Source organism: Acinetobacter corruptisaponis, from assembly GCF_030053775.1.
GTDB lineage: Bacteria > Pseudomonadota > Gammaproteobacteria > Pseudomonadales > Moraxellaceae > Acinetobacter > Acinetobacter corruptisaponis.
Genome location: NZ_CP125669.1, coordinates 3,040,901 through 3,058,922, shown reverse-complemented (window position 1 = coordinate 3,058,922; position 18,022 = coordinate 3,040,901). Strand labels below are relative to the sequence as shown.

Sequence of the window (18,022 nt, the reverse complement as noted above, 5' to 3'; positions counted from 1 at the left end):
TATCTTATCGCCAAGTCTGGCGAATCATATCGACAGCTTTTTCGGCAATCATAATCGTTGGCGCATTGGTATTGCCATTGACCACTGCTGGCATAATTGAGGCATCAATCACGCGAAGCCCCTCCACACCATAGACTTTCAGTTCTGGGTCAACCACCGCCATGTCATCCACCCCCATCTTGCAGCTTCCCACTGGATGGTAAACGGTATCGACACGCTGGCATAACACCTTGCGAATATCCTCATCCGTTTTTACATTTGCGGTGAACATATCTTCCTTGATTTTTTCGTTTAAAGCGGGTGCCTGCATCAACTTCTGGGTGATCTTGAAGCCATCCACCATATCCTGCAAATCCTGTTCATCTTCCAGAAATTTAAAGTCAATCAACAGTGGATCATTGGCGTTTTTACCGCTTAGCTTGACTGAACCACGCGCACGCGGATTGAGCAAACAGACATGGCAGGAAATCCCATGTCCCGTATGCATGGTTCTGGCATGGTTATCCACCACCGCGATCACAAAATGCAACTGTAAATTCGGTTTATCCAGTTCAGGACGGGTTTTTAGGAAACCACCACATTCGGCATAGTTGGTGGTAATCAGGCCACGGCGTTCCTTACGGTAACGGCCAATCTGGTTAAACAGGTCAAAACTGCCCCCGACCGACACCCCAAACGTTCCATCAGTGAGCTTGGTTTTATAGGCAAAAATAAAGTCTGGGTGGTCGTGCAGGTTTTCCCCCACACCAGGCAGGTCCTTAACGACAGGAATACCATGTTTTTCCAGTTCCTGACGTGGGCCAATACCAGACAGCATCAAGATTTGTGGTGACTGGAACGCGCCAGCCGAAAGCAGCACTTCCTTATTCGCCTTTACCGTATGGCTTTGACCCTTATGTTTATATTCCACCCCGACCGCACGACCATTTTCAATCACAATATGTGACACCATCGCATGGGTAATGACATGCAGGTTCGGACGTTTGCCCATGTGCGGCAATAAGTAGCCACGTGCGGCACTCCAGCGCTCGCCATTTTTCTGGGTAACCTGATAAACTCCCAGCCCTTCCTGCTCAGCCCCATTAAAATCGTCATTGAGTGGATAGCCCACCTGTTTAGCCGCTTCAATAAAGGTTTTTTGATAAGGATTGTCTGAATGTAGTTCACTGACATTGAGTGGACCATGCTGTCCGTGATATTCATTCTTGATTCTTTCATTGTGTTCAGACTTGATGAAATAAGGCAAAACTTCATCATACGACCAGCCCTTATTACCCAGTGCCGCCCAGTGGTCATAGTCATCACGATGCCCACGAATATACACCATCGCATTAATTGCTGAGCTTCCACCCAGCCCCTTGCCGCGTGGTTGATAGCCTTTACGCTGGTTCAGGCCCTTTTGTGGAATGGTTTCCAAAGCCCAGTTGTTCAACTTGGTTGGGATACTGATCACGGCGGCGGCGGGTGTATTCACCAGCCAGTTGTTGCCATCTCCTCCAGCTTCCAGCAGGCACACTGAAACATTCGGGTTTTCTGTCAATCTTCCTGCCAGCACACAACCTGCTGACCCCCCACCAATAATCACAAAATCATAAGCTGTTTGCGTCATCTATATCCCTGTTATTTTCTTTTTTAAAAATTGAAACGATTATGCCTAAAATTTGGCTAAAAAACAGTATTCACTGTCTAACCATATCCCTTATTTTATAAAAATAAAAATTTAATTTTAAACAGTATCTTAAAGAATAAATCTTATAAAAAGTTGCTTTAGGAATTTAAGACTGATTCAGATGTTTTTGTTTTAAATGTTCAACATGTTGACGATCTGTTCTCCATGATGGTTCCAGAACTTCCTTCTCAATACGATAACGAATACGTTTCTGCTTCATTGGGCTAATCGCTTCATCACGAAAACCTTTTACATAATCAAGCCAAACCTTACCTCGTAAAACATTCTCTGGCATTTCTGTCTTAAATTCACATCTTGGCGTAAATACTATCACTGAGTGTAAATATTGCGGTTCAAGTATGTCTGCTAAAATCGCTTCCAACACTTTGCTATGTTTATAATTTTGGTGTAATGGATTTTGAAATTTATAGCTTTTTTTATAAATTTTCTGCGTCCATTGCTTTTGTCTGGCATTTCCAAAAATCCAACCCGTATAGTTTTTAGTTTCAATAATAAACACGCCATACGGACTAATAAGAATATGATCAACTTGTGTTGTACCCTGCTCACCATCAGGAAGAGTATAATTATTCAATAAAACATATTCTTCACCTAATTTTTCGGCATGACCAATGACCATCATTTCACCCATTTTCCCCTTAAATTTAGGTGAAGTAAGATAAGCGAGTGCAACAATAACAATGATAAAAAAGATGATATAGAAAAACATATTGCCCCATTCAATTTATAATTTTAAAAGTTTTAAATAATAAAATTCAGACGTAAAAAAACCGCTTCGTTAGCGGTATTTTATCTCATCTCTAGGATGATGGTCGGAGCAGTAGGATTCGAACCTACGACCCCCTGGTCCCAAACCAGGTGCACTACCAGGCTGTGCTATGCTCCGAATGTGGGGTGAATGACGGGATTCGAACCCGCGACAACTGGAATCACAATCCAGGGCTCTACCAACTGAGCTACATCCACCATAACATATTTTTGATTCTATATACCAAGCTGCCAAATGGCGCGCCTGACAGGATTCGAACCTGTGACCATCCGCTTAGAAGGCGGATGCTCTATCCAACTGAGCTACAGGCGCATAACGATGATAATATTATCAAGCGATACTTCGCCGATATTAAAATAATGTTTTTCAACATCTTTTAAATGGTCGGAGCAGTAGGATTCGAACCTACGACCCCCTGGTCCCAAACCAGGTGCACTACCAGGCTGTGCTATGCTCCGATCTCTCAGCTTTTATTGTATCGCACATCGTGCGGTACGGTGTGCATTCTAGGCTTGACGTTGCATCACGTCAACACCTAGTTTTAAAAAAAATGATTTTTCCTTATCAAATGTATATTTAACAAGCATTTTAACGCTTTAACGAGGCGCTAAAGTTCAACATTCGATCTAAAGGTAATTTGGCACGTTCAGCCAGGGCTGGATCAACGTGTATTTCCTGATCACCATGCTGTAACACATGCAAAATCCCATCCAGTTCGTTCATTGCCATCCACGGACAATGCGCACATGAACGACAGGTTGCACCCTCTCCTGCGGTTGGAGCTTCAAACAATTCCTTATCAGGTGCGGCCTGCTGCATTTTATAGAAAATGCCACGGTCGGTTGCCACGATCATTTGTTTATGTGGCAGTGTCTGCGCAGCCTTGATCAGTTGCGAGGTACTTCCCACAGCATCGGCAATTTCCACCACCGACTCAGGTGATTCAGGGTGTACCAAAACCGCCGCATCGGGATAAAGCGCTTTCATTTGCGCGATACCACGGGCACGGAACTCTTCATGCACGATACAGGCACCATCCCAAAGCAGCATATCAGCGCCTGTTTTCTTCTGGATATAACGACCTAAATGCTGGTCTGGTGCCCAGATAATCTTTTCGCCTAAGCTATCCAGATGTTCAATAATCTCCACCGCACAGCTTGAAGTCACCACCCAATCGGCACGCGCTTTCACTGCCGCCGAGGTGTTGGCATACACCACCACGGTATGGTCAGGATGCTGGTCGCAGAATGTGGTGAACTCATCCACAGGACAACCCAAATCCAGTGAACAGGTTGCTTCCAGCGTTGGCATCAACACTGTTTTTTCAGGTGATAAAATCTTGGAGGTTTCACCCATAAATTTCACCCCCGCCACCACCAGTGTCGTCGCAGGATGGTCACGGCCAAAACGTGCCATTTCCAGTGAGTCAGAAACACAGCCACCCGTCAGTTCCGCAAGCTCCTGCACTTCAGGATCACAGTAATAGTGTGCCACCAGCACAGCATTACGTTTTTTCAGTTCCGCTGCAATCTGGGCAAACTTTTCTTGTTTCACTTCTGGGCTAAGACTGTTATCTTTTGGCTCACCCAAACGATCTAAATGCGCCTGCACAATATTTTTGGCTTCGTTCGCAATTAAATTCGTATCATTCATAAAACGTCTTCTCTATCCTGCGCGCCTGCATCACTGCAAACTTATAACGTGGGTCTATGCGGATCTTTCGGGATCAATCATATTGTCCACAAATGGATGATATAAAAAAAGCCCCACTGTGGAGGCTTTATTATACCGCATATTTACGAGCGATAATCGGCATTAATTTTTACATAGTCGTAAGAAAAATCACAGGTATATACCGTGTCTTTGGCTGTACCACGACCAAGGTCTATACGGATGGTAATTTCTTTCTCAGCCATTACCGCTGCACCCGCCTCTTCAGTATAGTCAGGGTTGGCACCACCATCCAGACAGATTTGCACATCACCCAGCCAGACCTGCACCTTGCTGCTGTCCAGATTCGGTACACCCGCCTTGCCAATCGCCATCACAATACGGCCCCAGTTTGGATCAGAAGCGAATAGAGCGGTTTTAATCAATGGAGATTCAGCCACACTATAGGCAACATCACAACATTCCTGCGTATTTGCCCCACCCTCAACCTGAACGGTGATGAACTTGGTTGCACCCTCACCATCACGGACAATCAATTGCGCCAGACGATTCATAATACGGGCAAGCACATCCAGTACCTGTTGGTAACGTGGATCATCCTGAGTGGTAATTTCCGTACCACCTGCCAGACCTGTGGCGACAAAAATACAGGAGTCATTGGTAGAGGTATCACCATCAATGGTAATGCGGTTAAATGAATGCTCAACTGTGGTTTGCAACAGGCTTTGTACCCGTTCACGGCTAATCGGCGCATCGGTTGCCACAAAACTCAACATGGTCGCCATGTTCGGGCGAATCATGCCTGCACCTTTACTAATGCCCGTCATGGTATAGGTCACGCCATCCAGCTCAAACTGCTCAGACGCACCTTTTGGTGTGGTGTCTGTGGTCATAATGCCTGACGCGGCATCAGCCCAACGATCGGCATTTAAATCATTCAACGCTGGTTGAATGCCTTGCAGCAAACGTTCAATTGGCAGTTGCTCACCAATTACACCTGTCGAAAATGGCAGGATTTGACTGCTTTGCACCCCTGTCAGTTCAGCCAGTTTGGCACAGGTTGCCTCCGCATTTTTATAACCGATTGTACCTGTGGCGGCATTGGCGTTGCCTGTATTAATAATCAGGTAACGTGGCTGTTTTTGTGAAGCACTTTCCGCCAGATGTTTTTTACTGAGTAGAACAGGTGCAGCGGCAAATGCACTTTGGGTAAACACACCCGCAACATTTGAACCCTCAGCAAATTCAAAAATGACCAGATCACGTCGGTTTGGATAACGTACATACGCCTCAGTTGAGCCAATTTTCACACCCTGCACCACATGCATCAGCGGCATCGTTACGTCACCAACAGCCATTTTTAAATACCCATTCAACTTGTTATGAAAGACTTAAGCTTATTCCAAAAGGCAATTAAAATCGAGTGTTAGCCATATAGATTATTGAATTTGCCCCTGTTCCAAACTCAATAAAATCTGCTTCTTATCCAGACCACCTGCAAAACCCACCAAAGCCCCACCAGAACCAATCACCCGATGGCACGGTGCAATAATTGAAATTGGATTTCTACCATTGGCAGCCCCGACCGCACGCACTGCCTTTTCATTGCCAATCTGGAGTGCAATGTCCTTATAACTACGCGTCTCTCCGTATGGAATGGTCAGTAAAGCCTGCCATACCTGTTGCTGGAAATCTGTTCCCTGAAAATCCAGTGGTAGATCGAACTGCTGACGTTGCCCTGCAAAGTATTGTTCTAATTGTTGTTTCACTTTTAACAGCATTGGATGTTGAACATTCTCAATCAACTCCGCCAAGCGTACCCGTTTATGGTCTTCATTGTCCCACATCACGGCGACCAAAGCCTGATCATGAGCAACCAGTTTTAATGCGCCTACAGGAGAGTCCATATACATATAAACCAGTTGCATTCTTTCTCTCCTTAAATCTTTTAATGTGATGACAGCTTCATCAAAACCAAACCAGATACGATCAGAACGGCTGCGATCATACGCATTGCGGTCATGGGTTCATTCAGCACCATAATGCCCAGAATAAAGGAACCAATCGCACCAATCCCCGTCCACACAGTATAGGCTGTTCCCAAAGGAAGTGTACGCATTGATATGGAGAGCAAAACCACACTTAAAATCATAAAAACAATCGTAACCACACTTGGGGTGAGACGTGTGAAGCCCTCAGACATTTTCATTGAGTATGCCCAAATGACTTCAAAAACACCTGCCAAAATTAAAATTGCCCACGCCATTTTTACATTCATCTTGTTTAATGGTTGGGTCGTCCCAACGTGATTCTTTTCTGGGGAGGTCGTCCTCCCAGCCTAGAAGTTTACTGTAAAATATATAGTTATGTGAATTGTTATGTATCTATATTGCCTAAGCTTTTGAAAAGCATGGACTGTTATTCTGTATATTCTATTGCCAAATGATGCTGTCCACACGCATCAATTCACAGGCACCATTGCCTGTATCCTCACGGGACAAGGAACTTTTCCAGCGCCATCCATCGGGTGCCTGAATTTCGATTAATGCACCTTTGAGGTAGACCAGATCATCCTTTTTAATTTTCTTCATTTGCGATGCCACATAGGCATCTGCTGGAACCAAATGCATGTTGGCGCTGTGTGTTTCAATTTCCCTAAACGAAATCGGTGGTTCATGGTCAACACGCCAGTGATACCAACGGTTACTCTGGGAAATGTCAATCTGCTTATACACCTGTGGATTTGCCATTTCACCCCAGCCCACAGCAATGTCCATAGGGGAAAATTCTGCTTCACGGCCTAGATTGTAGTCTTCCCGTCCCAGTACACGAAATGAACCCTCATAGTTTTCCAGTGCCATCACCTGTACACCTTGCTGGGTCGTAATTTGACTCACATTTGGAGCGGGTTTAAGCAGATTGGTCCAGACCAGCCATGCCAAAGCCAATCCCAGCAAGCCATACATCCATCTTGGCATATTATTCATCCTTTTTGCCTTGTAATACCTTGATCCATTGCCCGAGCTTTTCTAAAGCGGAATAAAAAAATTGTTGAATGGGGTTGAGCTGGTTTTTTGTAAAGGTCTTGTTCTGATTGAATGAATCTGTCTTTTCCTGCTGGAATGACGCGATTTCCACAGGTTCATAATGGGACATGGTTTGTTGTAGTTCAGCCCCCAGACTCAGGCGCTGCAAGGCAGCGGTAACCTCATCAATCGGTAGATGATGGTAGAGGGTTAAATGACGTGCATCCAGGTCAATACTGTGCTCAACCAATAAATCAACAAACGGAACTAATGCCTTGCGTACACGTGTTGCTTCCACAACACTGCTCATATGGGGAATATAGTAAAAACTGACATTCATGCTGCCATTTGCTGAAATGAATCCTGCTTGGGACTGAAAAGAAGCCTGGGGTTTTTCTTTTGAATTTACCCCTTGATTTGCATGATCTGTTATTTGCCTGTCTTGTTGTTCTAAAGCCATTTATGCACCATGAATGACTCAAAAAAGATACTGTCAGTATAAACCAACAGTATCTCAGTGAAGTGACATTTTAGACGGAGTATCAGAACTTTAAAGTAAGCCCCGCACCATATAGTCCACCTTGCTCACGCCCTGAAGCCATTTGCCATGCGGTTTGCTTGTTACCTTGATGGTAGGCATATGCAAGGTCAATAAACGGCATCACTTTTTTATTGATTTCATAGCGAATCTGCACGCCTGTTTGTAGTTTGGACACACCTGATTTTTGTGCATATTTTGATTGATCATTTAAAACCAGATCCGCATTTAAATAAGGCTGTGCAATCAATTTCTGGGTAAACAGTACATCACGGCTGGTTTCCAGACTGAACTGCCAGCGCTGATCCTGTCCTGCATAGAGATAAGCTTTGGTTTCAAAGAAATAGGGGGCTAAACCATGTAAGCCGACTACGGCACTCCACTGATTTTTATCTTGCCACTGTTCAGGTTGATATTGGTGGCGAGCACCCACCTGTACATCCCAAAAGTCAGCAATACTACGGCTATATAAAGCCATTGCATCAGTTTGTGTCCGTTCAGATTCCGCCTTTTCCACATGTGCCTTGATGAACACCTTATGTTCATCCGTGCCCACCCAGGTTTTCAGTTTACTGCTGGCACTGCCCCGACCATGATCATCCACCGTCCACGCATTCTCCAGACTGGCGGCCTGATAAATCTGCCCACCATGTTCACGGTGGTGATCATGCTGTGCATGGTCAACTTCTACCTTTACAGGAGACGCGACCTGATGTTGTTCATGTTGCATCGCTGATGATGCATCCATCTGCATAACGGGCTGTTCATCTGTCATGTGATTATGCTCTTCATGTGCATAAGCCACAGCACTCAGGCAACATATCATTCCACCCATTAGCAATAAGGGTACATGGCGTTTTATTTCAGGAGTTGGCTTAATGATGTACATGGCTTTCTCCTTGAGAAGACTGAACAGGCGTTTGCATCGGCGTTTTTGTGTCATCAACATTTGCCACGATCAGCTTGCTCATCATGCCTGCACTCATGTGGTATAGCAGGTGGCAATGAATCGCCCATTCGCCCAACTCATCTGCGGTCAGCATGGCGGTCACGGTCTTGCCTGGCGGTACAATCACCGTGTGCTTGTTGGGCATGTCCTGTGGTGCCTGGCCATTTTCCAGTTGCATAAACATGCCATGCAGATGCATCGGGTGGGCCATCATGCTGTCATTGACAAATTTCAGGCGGATACGCTCACCAAAGCGCACCTTTAAGGGTTCAAAGTCCTTGTCACTAAACTTCTTGCCATCAATCGTCCAGATATAACGCTCCATCGTACCGCCAAGACGGATCACCAACTCTCTTTCAGCAGGACGGGTATCAGCTTGGGGTATTAATGATTTCAGGTCGGCATACTGCAACGCCTTATGCCCTGCTGGTGTGGAGGCATTGGCCCAACCCTGCACGGTATCAGGCTGATCTTTTTCAGAAGATGCCATAGATTGGTGCTGGCTATGCTCAGACATTGCCGATGCTGACATCTGCATCTGGTCATGTGAATGATGTTCCATGTTCATTTGCTGATGCGAGCCATGAACCATCCCCTCATGCTGCATTGCTGTGGAAACCAGTTTTTCCTGTGGCATCTGTTGTTGGGCATGTGCATCATGATCCATATTTGCCATGTTCATTTGCTGATGTGAGCCATGATCCATTTTGTCCATATCCATTTGTCCATGTCTCATATCATCCATGGTCAATAATGCACGCGGACGGGCTTTCGGCATTTCAAGCTTTTGCTGTTTTGGTCGCATTTCGTTTTGCAGTGATGCAATCGCAAAACCAGCACGGTCAATCGACTCTGCCTGAATTTGATAATGTGCCTGCGTTGGCTCGACCATCACATCATAGGTTTCTGCCGCACCAATCCGAAATTCATCTACTGGTACAGGTTGCACAGGCTGACCATCAGCACTCATCACCGTCATTTTTAAATCTGGAATACGTACATCAAAAAAAGACATGGCTGAAGCATTGATAAAACGCAGGCGGACTTTCTCACCTGTTCTAAAGGCACCTGTCCAGTTCTGTTGTGGTGTCTGACCATTAACTAAAAAGCTATAACCCGTAACATCAGATAAATCGGTTTTTAACATCCGCATCTGGTTCCACATTGCACGGTCTTGCCAGCTTGCCTTTAAACCTTGCTGTTTCACCTGTTTCCAGACATCGCCTACTGTTTCACGCTGGTTCTGATAATATTCGGCGGACTTTTTCAGGTTTGCCATGATCTGGGCACTATCAGACTCATGAAAATCCGACAGCATCACCACATAGTCACGCTCTGCTTTTTCATGTGCGGCAACAGGCTGTTTTCCTTTTGGATAAATCACCAGAGGACCATATAAACCATCCTGTTCCTGTCCTTTACTATGGGCGTGATACCAATAGGTTCCGTTTTGACGCACCTTGAAACGATAGGTAAAATCACCCTTTGGCTTAATGCCCTGAAAGCCATTAAAACCAGGCACACCATCCATCAATCCAGGTAACAGCAGCCCATGCCAATGCAGGGAGGTGTCCTGATCCTTGAGTTGGTTATGCACATGGATTACCGCCTCGTCACCCTCTTCAAACTCCAGAAGCGGGGCAATAAACTTGCCATTGACTGTCATTCGTTTGACAGGTTTCCCTGTTACGTTGACCATGCCCTGATCGATATTCAGGTGATATTCCTTAATTGCAGCCCAACTATCTGGTGCAAGCAATAGGCTCAAACTGGCAACAACGCCAGCATATAATTTTGAAGACATAAAATAATCCCAATCTGTTAAATATCGCCTAGCCCCTCTTTAAAAAGAGGGGAATTTCAACGGAATCTAATAGATCAGGTTCTAGGAGGGCGTAAAATTTCCTGCCAATAGCCAGCAAGATGCCGAGCTTGATAATCGGTATTTTTATATGAATCAGGCTCTAAAAATGATGAGGAGGATAAACTGGGTGCCTGCTGATCAAGCGCAAGATTGACTGCCTGACAATGTGAAGGACTATTGCAGTCCTGACAATACTGGTCATGATGCATTTTTCCATCATGACATTTTGTCAAACTGGTTGTATCAACATGCGACCCATACATATGATGATGTTGATCCATCATATGTTGCTCATGGCAAGGCATTTTCTGGGTTGTTGTATAAGATTTTTGATCAGATTGAATCGCCTGAACTGCTGCAACAGCCACACCACTTCCCCCGATGAAGAATATCATCAGGAATACAAACCACAGATGTTTGTATTTTTGGCGCAGTTGCACGTTAGGTTCCCTGTTTCAATGATCAAACTAAGTCAATGTATTTAGCATAATTTCTTTCATACTTATGCACAATCATCTTCATGTTTAAATTCTGATAATTCAGACTCAGTTTAAAGAAAATCTGCTGATTTATCACACAATTTCCCACCAAATAAAAATTGGATAAAAATAAAGCAAAATAAATAGGTTAGCGCACAAAAAAAGGACAGATATCTATCCTTTTTCGATTATTTTGCTGTGAATATAAACAACTGAAATCATTTTGTTTATTTTAACAACACCTTATCCACTTGCTTATCAACACGGTTATCCACCCAGTTATAAACAAAGTTATCCACATGAGCAGCGTTAAGAAAAGCGAAGCTTTTTAGCTGCGCAAGACGAGAGCTATGCTCGAGTGGCGAGGATCAGCAGAGCAACGATGACTCATCACTACTCTTATTAAACCTTGACCGTACCCACTTGGGCGAGTTCTGCACGCATTTGATCAATCACTGTTTTATAATCTGGTTGACCAAAAATCGCTGAACCCGCCACAAACATATCCGCACCCGCTGCTGCAATCTCACGAATATTTGCTGGGCCAACCCCACCGTCCACTTCCAGACGAATATCACGACCACTGGCATCAATAATCTGACGTGCCTGACGTAATTTTTCCAAAGTCATTGGAATGAATTTCTGCCCACCAAAACCAGGGTTGACGCTCATCAACAGGATTTGATCCACTTTATCCAGCACATAATCCAGATAGTGCAACGGCGTGGCTGGGTTAAACACCAGTCCTGCTTTTGCCCCACCCGACTTGATCAGTTGTAGCGAGCGATCAATATGGTCTGATGCTTCTGGGTGAAAGGTAATAATGTCGGCACCCGCTTCCAGAAAATCGCCAATCATACGGTCCACAGGCGAAACCATCAGATGCACGTCAATCGGCGCCTTGATACCATAGTTTTTCAGTGCCTTGCATATACCTGCACCAAAGGTCAGGTTAGGTACATAGTGGTTATCCATCACATCAAAATGCACAACATCTGCGCCTGCCGCCAACACTTTTTCCACGTCTTCACCTAAACGTGCAAAATCAGCAGATAAAATTGACGGTGCAATTAAATAGGGCTTGGACATGGATAACCTGACGAATACTGAGAAAATGATGGGCAAATTATAGCAAATTTATAACACTTCCGTCTGTAGTTAGCCTGCTGGCATTGCAAACTTGCAACAGCCCGTTTCATGAGAACTATTTTCATTTACAACTGGCTTTGCTATGTTTATGCAAGCAACAACAGGATGAAATACAAGATGAACAGTACCACACAGATCAACACTACCGAAGCAAGACGCATTAGCAAACGTTTAATTAATCACTGGAAACATAAATTCGAAGTGGCAGAAACGGAAACTCATTCCAAGATTTTTATGCCAACCGCAATAGTCACGCTTAGTCCACATGAACAGCATCTGGATGTCCTGATTGAAAACCAGCAGGAAGATGTTGCCCATTTGGAGCAGGTGGTACTTGCCCATTTAAATCGAATGGCAGGACAGGAATTTAGTGTGGAGTGGACACATCATTAAAAAGAAGCTCATATGAGCTTCCTGTATTTAGTTTAATGCTTTCTCCAGTTGAATAGCATGAAACTGTAGGTGGTCATCAATAAAACTTTGAATAAAGTAATAGCCATGATCATAGCCTTTATGCAGGCGTAGGGTGAGAGGCTGCCCTGCATCAAGACAGGCCTGCTTAAATTTCTCAGGATTCAACTGCGCATAGAACTGGTCATCCAGTCCCTGATCAATCAGGATTTCTTCAAAAATGCCACCCTTTTGCTGGACCAGAGCAGTCGCATCGTGTGCTGACCACTGTTGTTGATCAGTGCCTAAATATTGGCTAAATGCCTTTTCTCCCCAAGGACAGATACTTGGTACGCAAATGGGCGCAAAGGCGGAAACAGACTTAAATTGCTCAGGATATTTAAATGCCAGTGTCAATGCACCATGTCCACCCATTGAATGACCAAAGATTCCAACTTGATTTTCAATAACTGGAAACTCCTGCAATACGTGCGCATACAACTCATCAACAATATAGGATTCCATTTGATAATGTTCAGCCCACGGTTGCTGTATCGCATTCATGTAGAAACCTGCACCCTGCCCAATGTCCCAATGATCCCCTTGCACCACATCTTCTCCACGCGGTGAGGTATCTGGTGTAATTAAAATCAGACTTAAACGTGCAGCCATACGTTGTGCATGTGCCTTGATTGCAAAGGTCTCTTCCGTACAGGTCAAACCAGCAAGATAGAATAAGGCTGAACATGGCTTGCCCTCTAATGCGGCTGGTGGCAGATAAACCCCAACCTTGCTCAGCCCTTTGAGATGCTGCGAGTCAATCTGGTAAATCCGTTGCTCACCCTCAAAACAACGATTTTTTTGCAGTAGTTGCATGTTCATTATCCTGTGTTTTTGTAGTATCTGTTGTTGTCATATTTTGTGTAGGAAACAAATAAGGCTCCAGTTGTGGCAGCATCAATTCCATGTTACGCCCAATTGACCATTGGGGTTCTGATGGTTCAAAGCCTTGTGCCTTTTCCCATTTGGTCACTGTTTGTCTGGCCTGGTCAAATGCCTGTTTGATTGAAGACTGCTCACGCATTGCCAAATCAAAAAATGCCCGACCAAAATAGGTATAGTCGGCCTCACTATTACAGCCAAATGAGGTTTTATCTGCCGCTGATGCGGTAATGATCAATGTTTCAGGTGACTGCAAGGCAGGAATAAAGCTGCCCGAATAACAGGCCGAAATTACGATCACACGCCAGCGAATTCCTGACTTATCCAGTGTTTCACGCAGCCATTTCGGGTCAACCTGCCCAAGCTCTAACGGTGCATTTTCAATTTCAAAATGATTCCGTTCACCATGTGAGGTCATATACAGAAATAGCACATCACTGTCACGGTTCATTTGCTGGCCAATACGACGCAAAGCCAGTTCCATACTGGTTTTAGAGGCAATTGGCACATCCAGACGTGTGGCAGGATTATTGATCAACATCAGCGAACGGCCAAAGGTTCCAAAACGGGTATCAAACTGCTCTTTTATCCGTTCAATTTCCGACTTGAACACATCGGCATAACTATCTCCCGCCACTCCCATAAAATACCAGTGGCTTTGGGCAATATCGCCATATTGTATTTGATCCAGTGCCGTCTCAAGCAAATGGCCCTGCGCATAAAATGCCTCTTCACTGAAACTTGGCGGTGTTTCCTCCACTTTCCAGATCGGCTGGTCCTTAACGGATAATTGCCATACCACCATTGTGGCAATAGTTGCCACAATCACCAGTACACGCTCCCACCACGGCCATTTTAATGCACGGGAAAAAACCCAGATGACTGCCAGACTCTGCCAGACAAACAAGCCAACAAAAAATGGGGGTAAAAAACCATTATAAATACTGTCAGGGATAAAGTTCAGGTAACCGTTTGATCCCAAATACTGAATCAGGCATTGTAACAACAGGATATTGGTATCAAGCACCAACCACAGCAACGCAGGCACCAGCATGAGGCGAGGCTGGTTCATGCGCTGGGAAAGAAAAATACCGACAATTAAGGCAATAAATGGCCACAGTGCATATCCAATCAAACCCTGGGGATTAAAGTCCCCCATTTGCCCAGCAACCAGCCAGCCATAAAGCGAGTTGGTACATCCCCCCAGAATGCCCCACAGAATCAGTTGGGTTATTGAAGGATGCACCACCTGTAGGGAACGGCGTGACCCCAGAAACAACCACATTCCAGCAATTTGGTTACTTTTAAAATCGTGCCAGATATTAATGGAGGGCTTGAGGTCTATCATAAAATTCTTTAGCTATTTCTCTTTTCAAGACTAAACTGAAAATCTACTTTTTCAAAAAGTGTGATGCACAACTCTAGTGTAAGCTTGACAAGAATTTTTTAGCAATCATGCTTTTGCACTATATCACAAATCTTTACTGAGCATTGACGCAAGCCAAACAATCAACTGAATCCGATGCGAATTTAAACTTTGGCAAAATATGCGTCAAAACGACAGGCATCTCCCAGCCATTGATGATCAGGAGCTTGATCCGCCAGATAAATGGCATGACGCGGACGTTTTACCACTACACGTTTGGCAATTTTCCGAGCTAAATCCAATAACTGATCGCCCAAGTCCATCTCACCATCTTCAGGCAATAACAGGTGCAACAACTGCATTTGTTTCTTAACCTGCGCCTGTTTTTTTATGGTCTGCTGATTCTGGTCACGCTGTGGAAACATTGGGTCTAGGTACACCACATCCACCTGCTGATTTTGCTCAGCCAATTGCTGCAAATATAGATTGGAATCCGCAAAAACCAACTGAATACGTGACACGAAAGTCTGTAAAAATGGATCCTGTTCAGCCTGTGCTCTTGCATATTCCAACAACATAAACAAGATCGGATGACGTTCAACCAGACGAACATCCGCACCCAGGTAGGCCATGAGCAAACTGTCATGTCCCAAACCTGCGGTCGCATCAACTAGTGTGGGCTTTTCTCCAAGCTGACATGCTCTGGCAATCATCTCAGATTTTAAACTGGCCCTTTTTAATCGCGGAATCTCGGCACGCCAGTCAGGCTGCATTTTCATGCCATTGGCGGCAAGGCTTAGACCATCCTCATCCAGCACCAGTGCCATCTCTGGATTCAGGCGCAAAAAACGTGCATTGATCTTCTCAACCACTTGCCCATCAAGCTGAACATGCAATTCAGCCAAACGTGTTTGCAGTTGCTGAAACTGATGTTGATACTCAGCTTGATACCAACAGATCATCTGCATTACCAATGCACCCAACCTGTCCACCACGTTGCCAGAATGAACAGCCCAAATACAATGCGGTAGTAGGCAAAAGCAGTAAAATCATGCTTGGAGACATAACGAATCAGAGCACGAATCACAATCAGCGCTGAAATAAAGGCAACTATAATTCCAACAGCCAAGACTGCCATATCATTGTTATGCAACTCATGACGCATCTTATACATGTCCAGCAGACCTGCACCCATCAGTACAGGAATCCCCAGGAAGAATGAAAACTCAGCCGCAGCTTTACGTGAAACGCCCAGGAACAATGAACCAATAATGGTTGAACCAGAACGGGAAGTGCCTGGAATCAAGGCGAGACACTGAATCAAGCCAATTAAGGTTGCCTGCTTAAAGCTTAGATCATCCACTTCCTGAGTTACGATCTGATGCGGACGGCGTTCCGCCCATAAAATAATAAAACCACCCACAATCAACGCGATTGCAACGGTAATCGCATTAAATAAATAGGCTTTTACCACATCGCCAAAGCTCAACCCAATGATCACGATTGGAATTGAGGCTATAATCAGGTTAAGGCTTAATCGGCGGCCCTGTTCCTGCCCTGTGAGCGCACCAATCAAAGCCCCCCACAACTTGCCCCAATACTCATAGATCACAGCGGCAATCGCACCAATCTGCACAGCAACCGCGAACATATCGCGCTTTTCAACCGTCCAGAAATCCAGCAGTTGCCCCGCCAAAATTAAATGCCCTGTACTTGAGATGGGTAGAAATTCAGTAATCCCCTCTACCAAGCCCATAATCGCCGCTTTAAATAGCAATAAAAGATCCATACTCAACCTTAATTCGTATTAATTTGCTTTGCCTTGTTCTGGAATTTTCTTCCATGCATCATCGCGTAAATACACAGGCAGCGCATGTTCAGCATCAACCCATTGTTGTTGTTTCGCATAGACACGGGCAATTGTTGCAATATCCTGTGCAGTCGCCATGATCTTCAGCGTGGAAGCCTCAGATGAGTCTATTTGCTCTGGCTTAATCAAGCCTGAACCCGAACCAATCGCAGTAAACTGGCAATATTCGGCTGCCTGCTGATAATTTAATAATCTTTCTTCATCCACGGCCTGCATAATGCCATGTTGATCCAGACTAAAGCTGGCAATATAAACTTCCTGCATTCGTGCATCCAGCACAGCGCTCACCTGCTGCAAGCCCGTTAAACGGTAGGCTGCCTGAGCCAAAGCCTGCAAACTGGATACCGCAATCACAGGCAAGTCATGTGACCAGGCCAAAGCTTGCGCAACTGCGGCATTAATGCGTACCCCACTAAATGAACCTGGGCCACGGCTAAAGGCGATTACAGTTAAGTCAGTAAGTTGGGTCTGAGTTTGCAACAAGGCCTGTTCAGTTAATGGCAAAATGGTTTGCGTTTGCGCCTTGGTTCGTTCATCCAGTTGGAAAAACAGTTCTTGGGTATCATCCACCAATGAAACAGAACACTGCTCATTTGCAGTTTCCAGTGCAAGCAATTTCATGCAAAAACCCTAAGTGCCAGAAAGAGAAAAAACGTCGAGTATCATACTCCACTCTAACGTGCCAAGCGAGTTATTCACTTTTTATAGATACAAAAAAGCCAAGTGTCTACTTGGCAAGATTGAGATTTAATTAGTAAATCATTAAAAGCTAAATTCTTCCAGTTCCAGAAAATTCTTATAATGTTCTGCATAATACAAAGCGCTTAAACGTAAACGGGCGGCTCCCTTTTCATCCAGTGTTTTCACCACTTTGCCAGGCGAACCCATCACCACAGAATTGTCTGGAATCACCTTACCCTCAGGGATCAAAGCATTGGCCCCGATAATACAGTTTTTGCCAATTACGGCATGATTTAAAATGACCGCATTCATGCCAATCAATGAATTATCACCAATGCTACAACCATGTAACATCACCTTATGTCCAACTGTTACATATTCGCCAATGTCGATTTCAATGCCTGCATCGGTATGTAAAACGGCATTTTCCTGAATATTGGAAAAATTACCAATCCGAATCACACAATTATCGGCACGCACCACAGCACCAAACCAGATACTAACCTGACGACCCAGCTCAACCTGACCAATCACCGTTGCAGTTGGTGCAACCCAGCCATCCCAAGGCTCATGCAATGCTTTTGGACTTAATCCCTGATAGCGATACATCATGATGAATACTCGACTTGATTAAATAC

At 44.8% G+C, this 18,022-nt stretch carries 19 protein-coding genes and 4 tRNA genes; 1 reads left to right on the top strand and 22 read right to left on the bottom strand.

Annotated features, from left to right (window positions below):
• Positions 1-4: 4 nt before the first annotated feature.
• The 16 genes from QLH32_RS14550 to rpe all read right to left on the bottom strand — a co-directional run bounded on the left by QLH32_RS14550 (position 5) and on the right by rpe (position 12,075).
• Positions 5-1,609 carry a GMC family oxidoreductase gene (locus tag QLH32_RS14550; RefSeq protein ID WP_283266781.1) on the bottom strand — a complete coding sequence of 535 codons (1,605 nt, stop codon included), beginning with the start codon at positions 1,607-1,609 and terminating at the stop codon, positions 5-7.
• A gap of 166 nt (positions 1,610-1,775) precedes the next feature.
• Positions 1,776-2,399 carry a nuclease-related domain-containing protein gene (locus QLH32_RS14545; RefSeq protein ID WP_283266779.1) on the bottom strand — a complete coding sequence of 208 codons (624 nt, stop codon included), beginning with the start codon at positions 2,397-2,399 and terminating at the stop codon, positions 1,776-1,778.
• Between the two features lie 100 nt (positions 2,400-2,499).
• A tRNA-Pro gene (locus tag QLH32_RS14540) sits at positions 2,500-2,576 on the bottom strand.
• A gap of 4 nt (positions 2,577-2,580) precedes the next feature.
• Positions 2,581-2,656: transfer RNA gene (locus tag QLH32_RS14535), tRNA-His, on the bottom strand.
• Positions 2,657-2,694: 38 nt separating this feature from the next.
• A tRNA-Arg gene (locus QLH32_RS14530) sits at positions 2,695-2,771 on the bottom strand.
• Positions 2,772-2,840: 69 nt separating this feature from the next.
• Positions 2,841-2,917, bottom strand: a tRNA-Pro gene (locus QLH32_RS14525).
• Positions 2,918-3,047: 130 nt separating this feature from the next.
• The gene (nadA, locus tag QLH32_RS14520; protein WP_283266778.1) at positions 3,048-4,112 is read right to left on the bottom strand and encodes a quinolinate synthase NadA; all 1,065 of its coding nucleotides are present in this window, start codon (positions 4,110-4,112) and stop codon (positions 3,048-3,050) included.
• 143 nt (positions 4,113-4,255) lie between these two features.
• A complete protein-coding gene (argJ, locus tag QLH32_RS14515; RefSeq protein WP_283266776.1) occupies positions 4,256-5,488 on the bottom strand; it encodes a bifunctional glutamate N-acetyltransferase/amino-acid acetyltransferase ArgJ in 1,233 nt (410 codons plus the stop codon).
• Positions 5,489-5,569: 81 nt separating this feature from the next.
• The gene (locus QLH32_RS14510; RefSeq protein ID WP_283266775.1) at positions 5,570-6,058 is read right to left on the bottom strand and encodes a methylated-DNA--[protein]-cysteine S-methyltransferase; all 489 of its coding nucleotides are present in this window, start codon (positions 6,056-6,058) and stop codon (positions 5,570-5,572) included.
• A gap of 20 nt (positions 6,059-6,078) precedes the next feature.
• Positions 6,079-6,396: a DMT family transporter gene (locus QLH32_RS14505; protein WP_267980064.1), complete on the bottom strand. Its 318-nt coding sequence runs from the start codon at positions 6,394-6,396 to the stop codon at positions 6,079-6,081.
• A gap of 166 nt (positions 6,397-6,562) precedes the next feature.
• The gene (locus tag QLH32_RS14500; RefSeq protein WP_267980063.1) at positions 6,563-7,108 is read right to left on the bottom strand and encodes a hypothetical protein; all 546 of its coding nucleotides are present in this window, start codon (positions 7,106-7,108) and stop codon (positions 6,563-6,565) included.
• Position 7,109: 1 nt separating this feature from the next.
• A complete protein-coding gene (locus QLH32_RS14495; protein WP_283266772.1) occupies positions 7,110-7,616 on the bottom strand; it encodes a BRO1 domain-containing protein in 507 nt (168 codons plus the stop codon).
• 82 nt (positions 7,617-7,698) lie between these two features.
• Positions 7,699-8,583 carry a copper resistance protein B gene (locus tag QLH32_RS14490; protein WP_283266771.1) on the bottom strand — a complete coding sequence of 295 codons (885 nt, stop codon included), beginning with the start codon at positions 8,581-8,583 and terminating at the stop codon, positions 7,699-7,701.
• The gene (locus QLH32_RS14485) at positions 8,570-10,447 is read right to left on the bottom strand and encodes a copper resistance system multicopper oxidase (protein ID WP_283266770.1); all 1,878 of its coding nucleotides are present in this window, start codon (positions 10,445-10,447) and stop codon (positions 8,570-8,572) included. The genes QLH32_RS14490 and QLH32_RS14485 overlap by 14 nt, the downstream gene beginning before the upstream one ends.
• A gap of 74 nt (positions 10,448-10,521) precedes the next feature.
• Positions 10,522-10,947, bottom strand: coding sequence for a hypothetical protein (locus QLH32_RS14480; RefSeq protein ID WP_283266768.1), 426 nt, complete (start codon positions 10,945-10,947; stop codon positions 10,522-10,524).
• 441 nt (positions 10,948-11,388) lie between these two features.
• Entirely contained in the window at positions 11,389-12,075 is a 687-nt protein-coding gene (rpe, locus tag QLH32_RS14475) for a ribulose-phosphate 3-epimerase (RefSeq protein WP_283266766.1), read from the bottom strand.
• 177 nt (positions 12,076-12,252) lie between these two features.
• Here rpe and QLH32_RS14470 point away from each other — a divergent pair, with 177 nt between their 5' ends.
• On the top strand, positions 12,253-12,528 hold the full coding sequence (locus tag QLH32_RS14470) for a DUF2218 domain-containing protein (RefSeq protein ID WP_283266765.1): 276 nt from the start codon (positions 12,253-12,255) through the stop codon (positions 12,526-12,528).
• Positions 12,529-12,555: 27 nt separating this feature from the next.
• Here the strand turns inward: QLH32_RS14470 and fghA are convergent, their stop codons facing one another.
• The 6 genes from fghA to QLH32_RS14440 form a co-directional block, all read right to left on the bottom strand.
• Positions 12,556-13,401 carry an S-formylglutathione hydrolase gene (gene fghA / locus QLH32_RS14465; protein ID WP_283266764.1) on the bottom strand — a complete coding sequence of 282 codons (846 nt, stop codon included), beginning with the start codon at positions 13,399-13,401 and terminating at the stop codon, positions 12,556-12,558.
• Positions 13,370-14,815, bottom strand: a complete 1,446-nt coding sequence (locus QLH32_RS14460; RefSeq protein ID WP_279959558.1) for a C13 family peptidase — start codon at positions 14,813-14,815, stop codon at positions 13,370-13,372. The genes fghA and QLH32_RS14460 overlap by 32 nt, the downstream gene beginning before the upstream one ends.
• 182 nt (positions 14,816-14,997) lie before the next feature.
• Complete coding sequence (locus QLH32_RS14455; RefSeq protein ID WP_283266763.1) at positions 14,998-15,801, bottom strand: class I SAM-dependent methyltransferase; 804 nt, start codon at positions 15,799-15,801, stop codon at positions 14,998-15,000.
• Positions 15,801-16,622 (bottom strand): undecaprenyl-diphosphate phosphatase, encoded by an 822-nt coding sequence (locus tag QLH32_RS14450; RefSeq protein WP_283266762.1) that lies wholly within the window; start codon positions 16,620-16,622, stop codon positions 15,801-15,803. The genes QLH32_RS14455 and QLH32_RS14450 overlap by 1 nt, the downstream gene beginning before the upstream one ends.
• Positions 16,623-16,640: 18 nt before the next feature.
• Positions 16,641-17,324, bottom strand: a complete 684-nt coding sequence (gene tsaB, locus QLH32_RS14445; RefSeq protein ID WP_283266760.1) for a tRNA (adenosine(37)-N6)-threonylcarbamoyltransferase complex dimerization subunit type 1 TsaB — start codon at positions 17,322-17,324, stop codon at positions 16,641-16,643.
• Positions 17,325-17,465: 141 nt separating this feature from the next.
• Entirely contained in the window at positions 17,466-17,993 is a 528-nt protein-coding gene (locus QLH32_RS14440) for a gamma carbonic anhydrase family protein (RefSeq protein WP_283269357.1), read from the bottom strand.
• Positions 17,994-18,022: the final 29 nt, after the last annotated feature.